Below are 15,129 nucleotides of genomic sequence, written 5' to 3'. Positions count from 1 at the left end.
TGGGTAGGCTGTTTAAGAATCAGGGCAGAGCTCATCCGAAGCCATGCGCCAGTTCGGGCTTTGAGCGTAATCAGTAAAAGGAATCAGAACTGATGTTATCGTTACGCTTTCTTCCGGTTCTGGCTCTGATCGTGGCCTGCACACCACAAGATGTGCCCCCGCCCACTCGCAGTGCCCAATTCGAGAAATACCCTGAAAAACTGTTCGATACGTTTGAAATCAGCTGCGACGGCCCCGGTGAGCGGTTTGAAAATGTTGGGAATCGGGTTTTCGAATGTACCGAGCTTCTCCCTCCGGAAACAACGGCCTTTCTGATTCTTAACTATGACGGCTATCCGCAGGACCTGCCCAAAAGCGTAATGCGCCTGACGTCGACCAAGAACAATATGGGCTACCGCGTGGATGCCGAGCTGTTCTTCAATGTACCACAAAGAAACGGCCCATCGGTCCGCGTACCGGTGGAAAGCGAAACACTCGATAAGGCGCTTGGCGCGCTTTACCAAGCGATGGGTGGTTTACCAACGTAAGTGAAAAGAGTGGTCGGGGCGGCAGGATTCGAACCTACGACCCCCTGTACCCAAAACAGGTGCGCTACCAGACTGCGCCACGCCCCGGACCGTGCGCCTTCCTAACGATGCCGATCTGATTTGAAAAGCCCTAACAGGACCAAATTGCAGGACCTTGCGAAAAAATTTCATGCCGCATCTCGGTTCCCGGTTTAATCGAGTAGCGCGCCGCCAGTCCCGCGTTGATTTCGAGCACCGCAAAGACAGAATCGCCGCCTTCAATCGGCGTCAGGTCTTCGGGAATCGCCCCTTGGTGGACACGAGTCACCACGCCGGATCGGTCGAGAAAAATGATATCCAGGGGAATCAGCGTATTCTTCATCCAAAATACGACCGGCTGAGGCGGATCAAAAACGAACAACATGCCCGAGCGGTTGGGAAGGTTCTCGCGGAACATCAGGCCCCGCGACCTCTCCTGCGGAGTGACCGCGAGTTCAATATTGAATCGAATCTGTGCCGAGTCGTTTCGAATATCGACCCGATCCGGTCGACACTCTGCCAAAGCCATTCCGGACCAAAGCATCAAAGATACAACAAGACCCGGAACAAGCTTAGACATGAATCACTCAGTCATCCAGTGCCGCTTCCCAGGCCAGAACCTGTGCGGCCATTCGCCCACGCTTGCCATCAATGACTCGCATCGCAAGCGCTTCGCCCGGTTGCAGGTCTGACAGCCCCGAGCGGCGCAAGACTTCGATATGCAGGAATACGTCTTCACCGCGACCAAAAACATTGGCAAAACCAAAGCCTTTGCCTTTGTCGAACCACTTGACGCGCGCAGCCTCCAGCGGGGCTGCGGCGATCTCAACCGGATCAAGCTCGGCAAAATCTGCCAGCATCATCGTGTCCGTGCGCGCAGGCGGATCAACACTGATGACTTCGACCGCCTGAACACCACGGTCGGTGCGGTGAGTCATAATCTCAATACCAGCACCATCCGCAACCGAACTCTGACCGAAGTTGCGCAATACGTTGACGTGCAACAAAATATCCGGACCGCCTTCGTCAGACACGACAAATCCGTAACCCTTTGCAGGGTCGAACCATTTCACGTGTCCACGGACGCGGTACATGTTGTTCAGATCTTCTGGCACGGCGTTCCCATCGCGAAAATTATCATTTCGTTAAGGGTCCGATGTGTATGGGAATGGCCCGCAAATTCAAGCTGAAAAAATCCCTTTGTTTCAGTCGCTTGCATTTCACGATACGCGAACGTCATGGATTCAACCTTTGTATTTGCCAGTCGGAACCCTCTTGATCTCGCTGCCACCGGAACCTGTCGTGCAACCGAAACGCCCCATCGGCCCAAAATTCGATCTCGGTTGGCACCAGCCTGTAGCCACCCCAGAAAGGCGGACGTGGTGGGTTCGGACCCAATTTGGCCGTCACCTTGGCCACCTCAGCCATCAGAGCTGACCGGCTGCTAAGCGGCTGAGATTGCTTGGATGCCCAAGCCCCCAGTCGGCTTTTCAACGAGCGGGACGCGTAATACTCATCCGCCTGCGGCCCGCTTTCTCTGGTGATTGTACCACGAACTCGGATTTGCCGCCGCAGAGATTTCCAATGCATCACAAAAGCCGCTTTGCCTGCGCTGTCCAGCTCGGCCGCCTTGGCACTTTCATAGTTAGTGTAAAAGACAAAAGCCGCCGGTTCGATCTCTTTCAACAGAACCATGCGCACGTTCGGCATACCATCCGGGTCCACGGTCGCCAGCGCAATCGCGTTCGGATCGTTCGGTTCTTTTTCCTTGGCCTCGGCCAGCCACCGCTCCGCTATCACAAACGGATCGGTGCCGGCGAAAATGCCGTCACGTTCGCTCATTCCCATCCCCTGGAAACTATTGTGGCCCACCCTAGGGCGAGAACCCGCCACGGGCAAGAGCGCACGGCCTTGATGCAGCGCATCCAATGGCATAAACCATCCAGACATGACGCGAAGACAGGCGGAGAACCGAACATGTCAAATCAGTTGATGGCCGGCAAACGCGGCCTCATCATGGGACTGGCCAATGATAAATCAATCGCATGGGGAATAGCCCGCGCCTTGTCCGAATCCGGAGCAGAGCTGGCTTTTTCCTATCAAGGGGACGCACTTAAGAAACGCGTCGATCCTTTGGCAGCGCAACTTGGCAGCGAAATCGTCCTGCCCTGCGACGTCAGTGACGAAGAATCGATTGATGCGCTGTTCACATCTCTCGAAGAGAAATGGGGCAAGCTGGACTTCGTGGTTCACGCCATCGGTTTCTCGGACAAGAACGAACTTCGTGGCCGCTATGTCGACACGTCTCGCGCGAACTTCAAGCTCACCATGGATGTGTCGGTCTATTCCTTCACCGCGGTGATGCAGCGCGCCGAAAAGATGATGTCCGAAGGCAGTAGCGCAATCACCCTGACCTATTACGGTGCCGAGCAGGTGATGCCGCATTACAACGTGATGGGTGTCGCCAAGGCCGCGCTTGAGGCGTCGGTCAAATATCTGGCCGAGGATCTGGGCAAGGACGGTATTCGTGTCAACTCGATCTCGGCGGGTCCGATCAAGACTCTGGCCGCCAGCGGCATCGGAGACTTCCGCTACATCATGAAGTGGAACGAGTACAACTCGCCGCTGCGCCGCAACGTGACCATCGACGATGTCGGCAAATCGGCTTTGTATCTGCTGTCCGATCTCAGCAGCGGCGTGACCGGCGAGAATCTGCACGTAGATTCGGGCTATCACATCGTCGGCATGAAGGCCGTCGACGCACCGGACGTTGAAAAGGGGTAATGACATGAGTGCCAAGGACCGCCTGCCCCACGAAAAAGGGTTTCACATCAGCTGGGATCAGATCCATCGTGATTCCCGCGCATTGGCCTGGCGTCTGGACGGGCAAGGCCCGGATGACGGTGCCTGGCGCGCTGTTGTGGCAATCACCCGCGGCGGTATGGCCCCTGCGATGATTGTCAGCCGTGAGTTGGACATTCGCACCGTCGACACGATCAGCGTGCGCTCGTACCACCATCAGGAACAAGGCGAGGCAGAAGTTCTGAAAGCCCCCGATGCCGAGCTGATGGGGGATGGCGAGGGCGTTTTGATCATCGACGATCTGGTCGACAGCGGCAAAACGCTGGAACTGGTGCGCGACCTCTACCCCAAGGCGCATTTCGCGACGGTTTACGCCAAGCCTAAGGGCCGCCCGATGGTTGATACGTTCATCACCGAGGTCAGCCAGGACACCTGGATTTTCTTCCCCTGGGATATGGCCCTGCAATATGTCGAGCCCTATCGCGGCACCGACTGACGCGCCCCGTCTTCAAATCAGAGATCTCGCATGACACGGACACGCACCGCCGCAACCTTCGCCCCTCCGGTGATGGAGGCGCGGCGCTGGCTGGAGGGCGTGGACTTTCCTGACCACCAGCCGCTCGTAAACGTCAGTCAGGCAGCTCCGGTCGACCCGCCGCCCTTGGCCTTGCGCGAAGCTTTGGCCGAATTCGCCGTAACCGAAGACAGCGCCCATTTATACGGTCCGGTTTTGGGCAACCCTGATCTTCGCGCCGAGCTCGCCCGGCAAATCGGTTTCCACTATGATGCGACCATTGCCAGTGATCAGGTGGCGATCACTTCGGGCTGCAATCAGGCTTTTTCCGCTGCAATCACCGCCATAACCGATCAGGATGACGAAGTTATCCTGCCTACGCCCTGGTATTTTAACCACAAAATGTGGTTGGACATGGCTGGTGTCCGGGCCGTGGATTTGCCCACGGGCGATGACCTTTTGCCTGATCCCAAAAGGGCACGAGAGCTGATCACCGACAAAACCCGCGCCATTGTTTTGGTGACCCCTAACAATCCGGGCGGTGTTGAATACCCAGCCCATCTTGTGCGCGCGTTCTTCGACCTGGCGCAAGAGGTGGGTATACGCCTTATCGTGGACGAGACCTACCGCGATTTCGACAGCCGCACCGGTCCACCTCATGAGCTGTTCAGTCAGCCCGACTGGGACAAAACGCTGGTCCATCTTTATTCGTTTTCTAAGGCGTATCGTCTGACCGGTCACCGCGTCGGCGCGATTGCAACCCACTCGGGACTGCTGTCCGAGATCGAGAAGTTTTTGGATACCGTCGCCATCTGCCCGGGTCAGATCGGCCAGTACGCAGCCCTCTGGGGGATGCGGAACCTGTCTCAGTGGCTTGCGGGCGAGCGGGATGAAATCCTTGATCGACGCGCTGCAATTTCCGAGCTTTTGCCAAGCCTGACCGACAAGGGCTGGCGGCTGTTGGGTCTGGGCGCTTACTTTGCTTATTTCGAGCACCCGTTCGATATCCCCTCGGACGAGCTGGCCAGACGTCTGGTGCCCGAGGCGGGCATTCTGCTGCTGCCCGGAACCATGTTCATGCCCGAAAACGATCCGGCCGGTAAATGTCAGGTGCGCATCGCATTCGCCAATCTTGACCGCGCCGGATTGGGCCAATTGTTCGAACGGCTGAAGGCGCTGTCCTTCTGATCTTGCCCCCCGACGGTGCGCGTCGTATTCAGGGCCGCAACCGACAGGGCAGATACCTGCCGAATAAGCACGAAGAGGGCACCATGGCCGCAGGCATGAAAAACCTATCGAAGACCTTTGTCTGGATTCTCATGGGCCTTTTGATGCTTGGCCTCGCGGGATTTGGCGCGACCAGCCTGACCGGCACGGTTCGCACAGTGGCCCAAGTCGGGAACGAGGATATCTCGGTCGACGATTATGTCCGTGAGCTGCAGCGCGAGATCCGCGCTGTTGAGCAACAGACGGGTCAACCCATACAGATTTCGCAGGCGATGGAATTCGGTCTGGACCGGCTGGCCTTGTCGCGCCTGACCGCGCTGGCCGCGCTGGATAATGAGGTCGGATTGCTCGGCATCTCGATTGGCGATGAAAACCTGCAAAAGGAAATCGTTTCTATTCCCGCTTTCCAAGGCGTCAACGGCACGTTTGACCGTGACGCTTACCAGTTCCAACTGGATCAGGTCGGTATGTCGGATACCGAGTTCGAATCGGACCTGCGCAAGGAAACATCCCGCACCATCGTTCAAAACGCAGTGGTCAGCGGTGTGAAGATGCCGGAAACCCTGACACAGGTGCTGACGGATTATGTCGGCGCGCGTCGCAGTTTTACCGTCGCCACCGTAGCGCCGGATGCGCTGCTTGCGCCCGTTGCCGAGCCGACCGGCGAAGAGGTTCAGGCCTATTACGACGAGAATACCGACCTGTTCACCCTGCCCCGTACCAAAAAGCTGACCTATGCGATCCTGTCACCCGAAATGTTGCTGGACGAAGTGGAAATCGACGAGGACGCGGTAAAGCGCCTCTATGATCAGCGTTCGGCTGAATTCCAACAGCCTGAGCGTCGGCTGGTCGAGCGCCTCACCTTCCCAAGTGAGGATGAGGCCGAAAGCGCCATGGCGCAGCTTGAAGTTGGCGGCACAACTTTCGAACAACTGGTCCGGGATCGTCAGCTGGAGCTGAGCGATATCGATCTTGGCGATGTCACCCGTGAAGACTTGGGCGACGCCGCCGATGGCGTGTTTGCCGCCGAACTGGACGCTGTGGTCGGCCCGCTGCCTTCGACATTTGGCCCCGCACTGTTCCGGATCAACGGTACGCTTGCCGAAAACAACACCCCGTTCGAAGATGCCGCCGCCGCCCTGCGTGAGGAGCTGGCCGCAGATCGCGCGCGTCGCCTGATCGAAGCACAGGCCGAGGATATCAACGATCTGCTGGCGGGCGGTGCAACGCTGGAAGAGCTGGGTGCCGAGACTGAAATGGAGCTGGGCCAAATCGACTGGACCAGCCAGAGCGAAGATGGCGTTGCAGCCTACGAAGGTTTCCGCAGTGCCGCCGAAGCCGTGCAGGACGGCGATTTCCCTGAGGTCGCGTTCCTTGAGGACGGATCCATCTTTGCCCTGCGTCTGAACGAGGTGCTTGAGCCGCGGCCAGAACCTCTGGACACCGCGCGCGACCGCGTTGTTGCAGCATGGACGTTCGCTGAAACCAACAAGGCGCTGGAAGAACAGGCGAACACTGTTCTGGAGCAAGTGAAAGCCGATGGTGATTTCACAGTGACCGGCTTACCTTTCCGGGTGGAAAACGCCCTGACCCGCACTGCTTTCCTGGAAGACGTACCCGCAGACTTCATGACGCAGGTCTTTGAAATGGAACAAGGTGACCTGCGCGTCATTCCGAGTGCCGGTACCGCATTCATCGTGCGCGTGGACGAGTTGCTGCCGCCTGCCGAAACAGATGAGCTGCGTCAGGTGCAAGAGGCGCTGGCGGCGCAATTGGACCAGGCGCTGGCGCAAAATATCTTTGACGCCTACGTCCGCGATGCGCAGGTCCGTGCCCGTCCCGTCGTGGATCAGCAGGCCCTGAATGCCGTTCAGGCCAGCTATTAAAAGAGACCGGATATGGCCCTGACCCCCGATTTTGACGAATTCGCACGCGCTTATGAAGCTGGCGAGAACCAGGTCGTATACACCCGCCTTGCCGCTGATCTGGATACGCCGGTTTCCCTGATGCTCAAGCTGACGGGCGCGCAAAAAGACGCGTTCATGCTGGAATCGGTCACCGGTGGTGAGGTTCGCGGCCGGTACTCGATCATCGGCATGAAACCGGACCTGATCTGGCGCTGCCACGGCAAATCCTCTGAACTGAACCGCTCGGCCCGGTTCGACCCCGAGGCGTTCTCGCCGCAGGACGGTAACCCGATGGACAACCTGCGGGCGCTGCTGGCCGAAAGCAAAATTGACCTGCCAGATGACCTGCCGCAGGCAGCTGCGGGTCTGTTTGGCTATCTCGGCTATGACATGGTGCGTCTGGTCGAATACTTGCCTGATGTGAACCCAGACCCGCTTGGCCTGCCCGATGCGATCATGCTGCGGCCGTCGGTCATCGCGGTGCTCGACGGTGTAAAGGGCGAAGTCACGGTAGTGTCCCCGGCTTGGGTCAGTGAAGGGCAATCCGCCAAGGCGGCCTACGCTCAGGCCGCAGAACGCGTGATGGATGCTGTGCGCGATCTGGAACGCGCCATGCCAGCCGAAACCCGGGATTTGGGTGACGCGTCCGAGGTGGCTCCACCGGTGTCGAACTTCACCAAATCCGGCTATATGGAAGCGGTTGAGAAGGCTAAGGAATATATCCGCGCGGGCGACATCTTTCAGGTGGTCCCGGCGCAACGCTGGACGCAAGACTTCCCCCAACCACCCTTCGCTCTTTACCGCTCATTGCGGCGCACAAACCCGTCGCCCTTCATGTTCTACTTCAATTTCGGTGGCTTTCAGGTCGTAGGGGCCAGCCCCGAGATTCTGGTGCGCGTCTTCGGGGACGAAGTCACAATCCGCCCCATCGCAGGTACACGCCCGCGCGGTGCCACCCCCGAAGAGGACAAGGCTAACGAGGTCGACCTGCTGGCCGATAAGAAAGAGCTGGCAGAACACCTGATGCTGCTGGATCTGGGCCGAAACGACACGGGTCGGGTTTCCAAGATCGGGACAGTGCGACCGACCGAAGAGTTCATCATCGAACGCTACAGCCACGTGATGCACATCGTTTCGAACGTGGTCGGCGAACTGGCCGAGGACAAAGACGCGCTGGATGCCTTCTTTGCCGGAATGCCTGCGGGCACTGTGTCGGGTGCTCCGAAGGTACGCGCGATGGAGATCATCGACGAACTGGAGCCGGAAAAGCGTGGCATTTATGGCGGCGGTGTCGGGTATTTCAGTGCAGGCGGTGACATGGACATGTGTATCGCCCTGCGTACGGCCATCGTGAAGGATCAGAAACTGTACATTCAGGCAGGCGGCGGTGTTGTCTATGACAGCGACCCCGAGGCTGAATTCATGGAAACGGTCCACAAATCCAACGCCATCCGGCGCGCCGCAGCAGATGCCGCCCGGTTCACAGGATCTGGCAATTCTTAAGATTTACGGCTGACCCCAACGGTCAGCCGTTTACATTTTCTGGCCTTACTGAGCTTCTTTCATCATGACCGCAGAGATCGGAGCCATCGCCACACGGCTGCCCCGGTCTTCCAAACCCCACAACAACAAAGCCGAGATGGTGTCGGGGCGCAAACGTCCCAGCATCACCACCGTTCCCTGCTGGCCGGCGCGGAACGCGGCCTGGTCCAGAAAACGCCGCATGATCTTGGGATCCTGACGCGCCCCGTCGATGTCGCGGAAGATGACACCCGATGGGACGCCGTTTCGCGCTGCCAGCTTTTGTACAGTGTTCAAACCGTTATCCTGCGTGACCAGACCACGGCCGGTATCTCCGGCAATGGCGGCGACCTGATCGGCAAGTTTGCGGTTGCCCTGAATTCCCGTGTCCACGCCTTCCAGAATGCCAACGGTTTCCGGCAGGGTTTCCAGCCAGACCGCCAACGATACCTCGGCGTCCTGAGCGCTGGCGGCCCGGGGCAGGTCAGCAAGGGCAAGCACTTCGAAACCGGCTGCACGGTGTTTAGCCATCTTTTCAGCTGCCTCCGGATCGGACGGGCTGACCGCAAAGCTGAGCGGATACGGGAAGTCTTGCAGCGCCTCGGCCCCGTACGCGCCCTCGTCGTCGATCAGAATGATCGACATAAGGGGTTTGGCTTCGGGGTTGTCGAACTTGGCGGCGTAGGCATCAATCGGTTTTCCAGGCTGGATGATCTCTACCGGGTCAGGTCCTGCTTCCGTCGTATCATCGCGTTCCGTCAAAGGAACCACGCGCTTGCCGATGGTGAGGCCTGTGTTTGCTGTCTCCGCTCCGCCAATCTGCGGAACGGCCGCGATCCGGGGCAATTTCCGCAATTGCGGGTCTTCTTCACCTTCCACAGCAATCGGGTTGTCCTCTAGCGGCTTTACCTTCGGCTCCTGAGGTTCCGCCGCGACAGGCTGCGTTTCAGGCTCTGGCTGCAGCGCCGCTACTTCAGGCTCCTGTTCGGTGGGTGTTTCGGCAATTTCCGGCTGCGGCTCGGGTTCCGTCGGTGTCTCAGCAACTTCCGGCTGCGTCAGCTGCTCTGGTTGTATCTCGACAGTTTCGGGTTCAGGCTGCGGCTCAACCTCGACAACGGTTTCCTCTTCCACGACGGGTGCCGGTGGCTCGGGCGCGGCGTCTGCCAGAACCGGCTCATCCTCGGTGTTCGGTAAGTGCTGCAGGGGTGCAGGTGCCTGAGGCACGACCGGTGCCTCGGCCGAGATGGTCACCTCCGACGTTTCGGTGGTTTCCAGGGCTTCGACCTGTGCGACCACCACGCTAATCTTGGGCTCGGTGTCCGGAGCGATTTCCACCTCGGCCAGCCCGGCCAGACTGTCCGTCTGTTCTGCAGAGGCATCCACCGAAACCGGAGGCAGGGTTACCAGATCGGCATCTGCAATTGACTCAGCGGCGTCCGTGCTGACTTCAGGAACCTCGGCCGACGCGGGTTCCGGTGCCTCTGCGGATACTACCGGTTTTCGGGTCAAAGGGGTGTTCAGGGATAGTACCGCTCCAAGCAGCGCTACAACGACCGCCCCCGCGATCATTCCGCCTAAAAATCCGCCCATCTTAACTGCCTCTCGCCTTCATCGTGCTTCGGTCGCCTCAACGCCGTTCGCCGCGCTTGTAGCTTGTGATTGCGCCCGGAACAGGATGTCCCCTTGACGCTGCCCCACAAGCCTGAGCATGTATGTCCCGACATTATACCGTGGCCAGGGGCTGTATCGCCAGTCCGAAATGCCCAAGCCGAGACAAGTGCCCAAATGCTGCTGCTGATCGACAACTACGACTCGTTTACCTACAACCTGGTACATTATTTAGGCGAACTTGGCGCCGAAATGGTCATTCGGCGGAATGATGCCTTGGATGTCCAGGAAGCCATGGCCATGAACCCGGCGGGGATCTTGCTGAGCCCCGGTCCGTGTGACCCGGATCAGGCGGGGATTTGCCTGGCTTTGACCGAAGCTGCGGCTGAGACGAAGACGCCGCTTATGGGCGTCTGTCTGGGGCATCAGACCATCGGTCAGGCATTTGGTGGAGATGTCATTCGCTGCCATGAGATCGTGCATGGCAAGATGGGTACAATGCACCACGCCGGAAAAGGCGTTTTTGCCGGACTGCCGTCGCCATTTGAGGCGACCCGCTATCATTCGCTGGTGGTTGAACCGAACACCCTGCCCGATTGCCTTGAAATCACGGCGAAACTGGATGACGGGACAATCATGGGCCTGCAGCACAAAGAGCTGCCCATTCACGGCGTCCAATTCCATCCGGAATCCATCGCCTCCGAGCATGGCCACGCCCTGCTCAAGAATTTCCTGTCCGAGATGAAAGTTCCTGCATGAGCGACGCTCTGAAACCACTGATCGGAGCCGCAGCCGACCGGCCCCTGACCCGTGCCGAGGCCGAACAGGCCTTTGGTATCCTGTTCAACGGTGAAGCCACGCCCAGCCAGATCGGCGGGCTGTTGATGGCGATGCGCACGCGCGGAGAAACGGTTGACGAATACGCCGCCGCTGCAGCCGTGATGCGCGCAAAGTGCAATGCAGTCCAAGCCCCCGCGGGCGCTATGGATATCGTCGGCACAGGCGGCGATGGCAAAGGTACTTTGAACATCTCGACGGCAACAGCGTTTGTCGTAGCCGGTGCTGGTGTCACCGTTGCGAAACATGGCAACCGTAACCTCAGCTCGAAATCTGGTGCGGCGGATGCCTTGGGTCAGCTGGGAATCAACGTAATGGTCGGCCCGCAAACCGTTGAAAAGGCTTTACAAGAGGTCGGAATCGGTTTCATGATGGCGCCCATGCACCATCCCGCAATTGCGCATGTCATGCCTAGCCGGCAAGAGCTTGGGACGCGCACGATTTTCAATATCCTGGGCCCGCTGACCAACCCTGCAGGTGTTCGGCGGCAGTTGACCGGCGCGTTCAGCCGCGACCTGATCCGCCCGATGGCCGAAACTTTGGGCTTGCTGGGTGCGGAACACGCCTGGTTGGTCCACGGGTCAGACGGAACTGACGAGCTTACAATCACCGGGATCAGCTGGGTTGCTTCGCTGGAAGACGGCGTTGTCAAAGAAGTTGAACTGCACCCCGAAGACGCCGGGCTGCCCGTGCATCCGTTCGAGGACATCATCGGCGGTACGCCAGAGGAAAACGCTGTTGCCTTCCGCGCCTTGCTGGACGGTGCACCATCGGCATACCGGGACGCAGTATTGTTGAACTCTGCCGCAGCCCTGGTGGTTGCGGACGCTGCCGATGACTTGAAAGACGGCGTCGCCAAGGCGTCTGAAAGTATCGACAGCGGGAAAGCTAAAGACAAAATCGCGGCACTGGCCCGAATTACGCAGGAGGCCGCATGACCGAGACGGTTCTGGACAAGATCAAAGCCTATAAACTCGAAGAAGTTGCGGCAGATAAAGCGCAGAAATCGCTGGAAACACTGGAAAACGAAGCTCGCAATGCCCCAGAGGTCCGTGGGTTCGCCGATGCGCTTCGGACAGCGGCGCGTCGGGGTTATGGCTTGATTGCCGAGGTCAAGAAAGCAAGCCCGTCCAAAGGTTTGATCCGCCCGGACTTCGATCCACCTGCTTTGGCCAAAGCCTATGAAGAAGGCGGAGCAGCATGTTTGTCGGTGCTGACCGACACGCCCAGCTTTCAGGGCGCAAAAGAGTACCTGACCGCAGCCCGCGCGGCCACTTCACTGCCCGCATTGCGCAAAGACTTCATGTACGACCCCTATCAGGTCGTTGAGGCACGGGCGTTGGGCGCGGACTGCATCTTGATTATCATGGCATCGGTTGATGACGCTCAGGCGGCTGAACTGGAACAGACGGCTTTCGAATGGGGCATGGACGTTTTGATCGAGGTCCACGATGCGGAAGAGCTGGAACGCGCCTCGAAACTGAAAAGCTCTCTGATTGGGATAAACAACCGCAATCTCAAGACGTTCGAGACCTCTCTTGATACAACACGGAGTTTGTCGAAACTGGTCCCAGCGGGCCGGACGATCGTCTGCGAAAGTGGACTGAGCACACCCGAAGACCTGGCGGATATCGCGCGTTATGGCGCACGCTGCTTTTTGATCGGCGAAAGCCTGATGCGTCAGGACGATGTTGAAGCGGCAACCCGCCACCTGCTGGCAAGCCCTCTGATCCCCGGAGTTATGTGATGCCACTGACCCATTTTGATGCGCAGGGACAGGCCCATATGGTCGATGTCTCCGACAAAAAGGTCACCGACCGCGTCGCCGTAGCGGCTGGCCACATCAAAATGGCGCAGGAAACCTTTGATCTGATCTCGGAAGGCCGCGCCAAAAAGGGTGACGTTCTGGGTGTTGCGCGCCTCGCGGGTATCATGGGGGCGAAGAAAACACCCGACCTGATCCCGCTGTGCCATCCGCTGCCGGTCACGAAGGTATCCGTCGAACTGACACTGGACCCGGACCTTCCTGGCGTTCAGGTCCAGGCTACCGTCAAAACGTCCGGCCAGACCGGGGTCGAGATGGAGGCTCTGACCGCCGTGTCGACGGCCGCCTTGACGGTGTATGACATGACCAAGGCCGTCGATAAGGCAATGGAGATCGGCGGTATTCGCGTATTGTTGAAAGACGGTGGAAAGTCAGGACGTTACGAGGCGAAATGATTACTGTCGAAGAGGCCCGTGCGCTGCTGTTTGATCTGGTCTCGCCCCTGCCGGCCGAAACCGTAAAACTGTCAGAAGCCGCCGGGCGTGTACTTGCACAGGACGTAGTCGCCACACGCGATCAGCCGCCTTTTGCCGCGTCCTCGATGGACGGGTACGCCCTGAAATCGACCGAAGTTGAACTGCATGCGATGTTCAAGGTCATCGGCGAGTCGGCCGCTGGCAAACGTTTCGAAGGCCGCGTTGGCCCTGGGCAAGCTGTTCGCATCTTTACCGGCGCCCCCATTCCTGATGGGGCAGATTTCGTTGTCATACAGGAAGACACTGAACGGCGAGGCGATCTGATCACAATCTCGGACCTGCCCGGCCCGAAAACCAACATCCGCCCGGCCGGCGTCGATTTCAGCACTGGCACAAAAATCCACGCGCCCCGCCGCTTGCGCGCGGAAGACATCGCGCTGATGGCGGCAATGAACGTGGCCAGAATACCAGTGGCGCGAAAGCCTGTGGTCGCGTTGATTTCGACGGGCGACGAGTTGGTGATGCCCGGCGAAACACCTGGCCCCGACCAGATCATCGCCTCCAACACCTTTGGTCTGAAAGCGTTGCTGGAAGAAGCCGGTGCACATGTGCGCATTCTTCCCATCGCGCGCGATACCGTCTCGTCGCTTGAGACCGCCTTTGGACTTGCGGAGGGTGCTGATCTGGTGGTCACCATCGGCGGTGCCTCAGTCGGCGATTATGATCTGGTATCCGATGTCTCCTCCGGCCTCGGGATGGAGCAGTCGTTCTACAAGATCCGAATGCGACCGGGTAAGCCCCTGATGGCTGGTCGGTTGGGTCGTTCTGCGATGGTTGGATTGCCGGGAAATCCTGTCAGTGCAATGGTTTGCGGCTATCTCTTCCTGTTGCCAATGGTGCGGCGCATGCTGGGCATCGAACAGGTTCTACCCCCGCTTCAAAGCGCGCGTCTTACTGAACCGCTAGGCAAGAACGGACCGCGAGAGCATTACATGCGTGCGGTGCGGGACGAATCCGGCATCCGCGCCTGCCCCGATCAGGACAGTTCGCTGCTCAGCGTTTTGGCTGAGGCGAACGCGCTATTGGTGCGCGCCCCGCATGATCCCGACCGCTCCATCGGGGAAGAAGTTCAGTATCTGCCGATATAGGCGTTGCTCAATTCCGTTGACACAAAACGTGAACATGCGTAGAACAAAAGAAAACGCATGACCGACGAGGTGTGAGCAATGCTGACCAAGAAACAGTTGGATTTGTTGGAATTCATCCACAAACGCGTTCAGGCGGACGGTGTTCCGCCCAGTTTCGATGAAATGAAGGCCGCATTGGACCTCAGATCCAAATCCGGTATCCACCGGCTGATCACCGCGTTGGAAGAACGTGGGTTTATCCGGCGCCTGGCACATCGTGCCCGCGCTATCGAAATCGTCAAACTCCCCGAAAGCCTGGGCGGAGAGCCGACAGCAGCGTTCAAGCCCCGCGTGATTGAGGGTGACAAACCGGACGGACAGCGCCCAGCGAATTTTGAACCCGTTACTGTGAATGCACTGGAACTGCCCGTGATGGGTCGCATCGCTGCCGGTGTACCGATCGAAGCTATCAGTCACGTCTCACACCGTGTTGCAGTGCCCGGTACGATGGTATCGGGAAAGGGCGAGCACTATGCATTGGAAGTGCGCGGAGACTCGATGATCGACGCGGGCATCAACGATGGGGATGTGGTGGTAATTCGCGAAACCTCTGTTGCCGATAACGGCGACATTGTTGTCGCGCTGGTCGAGGATCAGGAAGCCACTCTGAAGCGGTTTTTCCGCCGGGGTCAGGCCATCGCGCTTGAGGCCGCCAACCCAGCGTACGAAACCCGCGTTCTGCCAGAGGAAAAGGTCAAGGTTCAGGGGCGACTGGTCGGATTGATCCGCAGCTATTGATC

The 15,129-nt window shown here is 58.7% G+C and carries 16 protein-coding genes and 1 tRNA gene; 12 read left to right on the top strand and 5 right to left on the bottom strand.

The features are described 5' to 3' along the window. Window positions 1-92: 92 nt before the first annotated feature. A complete protein-coding gene (locus tag ACR0AA_RS02585) occupies window positions 93-527 on the top strand; it encodes a hypothetical protein (RefSeq protein ID WP_480755370.1) in 435 nt (144 codons plus the stop codon). A 10-nt stretch (window positions 528-537) separates the two neighbouring features. On the opposite strand, the gene ACR0AA_RS02580 is transcribed toward ACR0AA_RS02585, so the two are convergent. The 4 genes from ACR0AA_RS02580 to pdxH form a co-directional block, all read right to left on the bottom strand. Continuing rightward, a tRNA-Pro gene (locus tag ACR0AA_RS02580) sits at window positions 538-614 on the bottom strand. Between the two features lie 43 nt (window positions 615-657). Further along, window positions 658-1,089 carry a DUF192 domain-containing protein gene (locus ACR0AA_RS02575; protein ID WP_480661198.1) on the bottom strand — a complete coding sequence of 144 codons (432 nt, stop codon included), beginning with the start codon at window positions 1,087-1,089 and terminating at the stop codon, window positions 658-660. 43 nt (window positions 1,090-1,132) lie between these two features. After that, window positions 1,133-1,639: a cold-shock protein gene (locus tag ACR0AA_RS02570; protein ID WP_174823325.1), complete on the bottom strand. Its 507-nt coding sequence runs from the start codon at window positions 1,637-1,639 to the stop codon at window positions 1,133-1,135. A gap of 142 nt (window positions 1,640-1,781) precedes the next feature. After that, the gene (gene pdxH / locus ACR0AA_RS02565; RefSeq protein WP_480660364.1) at window positions 1,782-2,387 is read right to left on the bottom strand and encodes a pyridoxamine 5'-phosphate oxidase; all 606 of its coding nucleotides are present in this window, start codon (window positions 2,385-2,387) and stop codon (window positions 1,782-1,784) included. A 135-nt stretch (window positions 2,388-2,522) separates the two neighbouring features. On the opposite strand from pdxH, the gene fabI reads away from it, so the two are divergent. From fabI to trpE, 5 genes are all read left to right on the top strand, one after another. Continuing rightward, complete coding sequence (fabI, locus tag ACR0AA_RS02560; RefSeq protein ID WP_480660366.1) at window positions 2,523-3,329, top strand: enoyl-ACP reductase FabI; 807 nt, start codon at window positions 2,523-2,525, stop codon at window positions 3,327-3,329. A gap of 4 nt (window positions 3,330-3,333) precedes the next feature. After that, a complete protein-coding gene (gene gpt, locus ACR0AA_RS02555; RefSeq protein WP_170424560.1) occupies window positions 3,334-3,843 on the top strand; it encodes a xanthine phosphoribosyltransferase in 510 nt (169 codons plus the stop codon). 30 nt (window positions 3,844-3,873) lie between these two features. Further along, window positions 3,874-5,049, top strand: coding sequence for an aminotransferase (locus ACR0AA_RS02550; protein ID WP_480755369.1), 1,176 nt, complete (start codon window positions 3,874-3,876; stop codon window positions 5,047-5,049). 83 nt (window positions 5,050-5,132) lie between these two features. Then, window positions 5,133-6,974, top strand: coding sequence for a peptidyl-prolyl cis-trans isomerase (locus ACR0AA_RS02545; RefSeq protein ID WP_480755368.1), 1,842 nt, complete (start codon window positions 5,133-5,135; stop codon window positions 6,972-6,974). Between the two features lie 12 nt (window positions 6,975-6,986). Next, window positions 6,987-8,498: an anthranilate synthase component I gene (gene trpE, locus ACR0AA_RS02540; protein WP_480660372.1), complete on the top strand. Its 1,512-nt coding sequence runs from the start codon at window positions 6,987-6,989 to the stop codon at window positions 8,496-8,498. A 45-nt stretch (window positions 8,499-8,543) separates the two neighbouring features. Here the strand turns inward: trpE and ACR0AA_RS02535 are convergent, their stop codons facing one another. After that, window positions 8,544-10,106: a divergent polysaccharide deacetylase family protein gene (locus ACR0AA_RS02535; protein ID WP_480660374.1), complete on the bottom strand. Its 1,563-nt coding sequence runs from the start codon at window positions 10,104-10,106 to the stop codon at window positions 8,544-8,546. Window positions 10,107-10,301: 195 nt separating this feature from the next. Here ACR0AA_RS02535 and ACR0AA_RS02530 point away from each other — a divergent pair, with 195 nt between their 5' ends. From ACR0AA_RS02530 to lexA, 6 genes are all read left to right on the top strand, one after another. Continuing rightward, on the top strand, window positions 10,302-10,883 hold the full coding sequence (locus ACR0AA_RS02530) for an anthranilate synthase component II (RefSeq protein WP_480755367.1): 582 nt from the start codon (window positions 10,302-10,304) through the stop codon (window positions 10,881-10,883). Beyond that, a complete protein-coding gene (gene trpD / locus ACR0AA_RS02525; RefSeq protein ID WP_480755366.1) occupies window positions 10,880-11,899 on the top strand; it encodes an anthranilate phosphoribosyltransferase in 1,020 nt (339 codons plus the stop codon). Before ACR0AA_RS02530 ends, trpD begins: the two co-directional genes overlap by 4 nt. Further along, entirely contained in the window at window positions 11,896-12,708 is an 813-nt protein-coding gene (trpC, locus tag ACR0AA_RS02520; protein ID WP_480660380.1) for an indole-3-glycerol phosphate synthase TrpC, read from the top strand. The genes trpD and trpC overlap by 4 nt, the downstream gene beginning before the upstream one ends. Continuing rightward, window positions 12,708-13,181 carry a cyclic pyranopterin monophosphate synthase MoaC gene (gene moaC, locus ACR0AA_RS02515; RefSeq protein WP_480660382.1) on the top strand — a complete coding sequence of 158 codons (474 nt, stop codon included), beginning with the start codon at window positions 12,708-12,710 and terminating at the stop codon, window positions 13,179-13,181. Before trpC ends, moaC begins: the two co-directional genes overlap by 1 nt. Further along, a complete protein-coding gene (locus tag ACR0AA_RS02510) occupies window positions 13,178-14,350 on the top strand; it encodes a molybdopterin molybdotransferase MoeA (protein WP_480660384.1) in 1,173 nt (390 codons plus the stop codon). The genes moaC and ACR0AA_RS02510 overlap by 4 nt, the downstream gene beginning before the upstream one ends. A gap of 78 nt (window positions 14,351-14,428) precedes the next feature. After that, on the top strand, window positions 14,429-15,127 hold the full coding sequence (gene lexA / locus ACR0AA_RS02505; protein ID WP_480660386.1) for a transcriptional repressor LexA: 699 nt from the start codon (window positions 14,429-14,431) through the stop codon (window positions 15,125-15,127). Window positions 15,128-15,129 lie beyond the last annotated feature (2 nt).

The organism is Ruegeria sp. CE8 (assembly GCF_056537465.1).
This window is presented reverse-complemented; position numbering and strand designations above follow the sequence as displayed.

What these genes read in the sequence shown, in the direction of transcription:
- ACR0AA_RS02585 (WP_480755370.1), top strand. Translation starts at nt 93, where the DNA reads ATGTTATCGTTACGCTTTCTTCCGGTTCTGGCTCTGATCGTGGCCTGC.
- ACR0AA_RS02575 (WP_480661198.1), bottom strand. Translation starts at nt 1,089, where the DNA reads ATGCTTTGGTCCGGAATGGCTTTGGCAGAGTGTCGACCGGATCGGGTC.
- ACR0AA_RS02570 (WP_174823325.1), bottom strand. Translation starts at nt 1,639, where the DNA reads ATGTACCGCGTCCGTGGACACGTGAAATGGTTCGACCCTGCAAAGGGT.
- pdxH (WP_480660364.1), bottom strand. Translation starts at nt 2,387, where the DNA reads ATGAGCGAACGTGACGGCATTTTCGCCGGCACCGATCCGTTTGTGATA.
- fabI (WP_480660366.1), top strand. Translation starts at nt 2,523, where the DNA reads ATGTCAAATCAGTTGATGGCCGGCAAACGCGGCCTCATCATGGGACTG.
- gpt (WP_170424560.1), top strand. Translation starts at nt 3,334, where the DNA reads ATGAGTGCCAAGGACCGCCTGCCCCACGAAAAAGGGTTTCACATCAGC.
- ACR0AA_RS02550 (WP_480755369.1), top strand. Translation starts at nt 3,874, where the DNA reads ATGACACGGACACGCACCGCCGCAACCTTCGCCCCTCCGGTGATGGAG.
- ACR0AA_RS02545 (WP_480755368.1), top strand. Translation starts at nt 5,133, where the DNA reads ATGGCCGCAGGCATGAAAAACCTATCGAAGACCTTTGTCTGGATTCTC.
- trpE (WP_480660372.1), top strand. Translation starts at nt 6,987, where the DNA reads ATGGCCCTGACCCCCGATTTTGACGAATTCGCACGCGCTTATGAAGCT.
- ACR0AA_RS02535 (WP_480660374.1), bottom strand. Translation starts at nt 10,106, where the DNA reads ATGGGCGGATTTTTAGGCGGAATGATCGCGGGGGCGGTCGTTGTAGCG.
- ACR0AA_RS02530 (WP_480755367.1), top strand. Translation starts at nt 10,302, where the DNA reads ATGCTGCTGCTGATCGACAACTACGACTCGTTTACCTACAACCTGGTA.
- trpD (WP_480755366.1), top strand. Translation starts at nt 10,880, where the DNA reads ATGAGCGACGCTCTGAAACCACTGATCGGAGCCGCAGCCGACCGGCCC.
- trpC (WP_480660380.1), top strand. Translation starts at nt 11,896, where the DNA reads ATGACCGAGACGGTTCTGGACAAGATCAAAGCCTATAAACTCGAAGAA.
- moaC (WP_480660382.1), top strand. Translation starts at nt 12,708, where the DNA reads ATGCCACTGACCCATTTTGATGCGCAGGGACAGGCCCATATGGTCGAT.
- ACR0AA_RS02510 (WP_480660384.1), top strand. Translation starts at nt 13,178, where the DNA reads ATGATTACTGTCGAAGAGGCCCGTGCGCTGCTGTTTGATCTGGTCTCG.
- lexA (WP_480660386.1), top strand. Translation starts at nt 14,429, where the DNA reads ATGCTGACCAAGAAACAGTTGGATTTGTTGGAATTCATCCACAAACGC.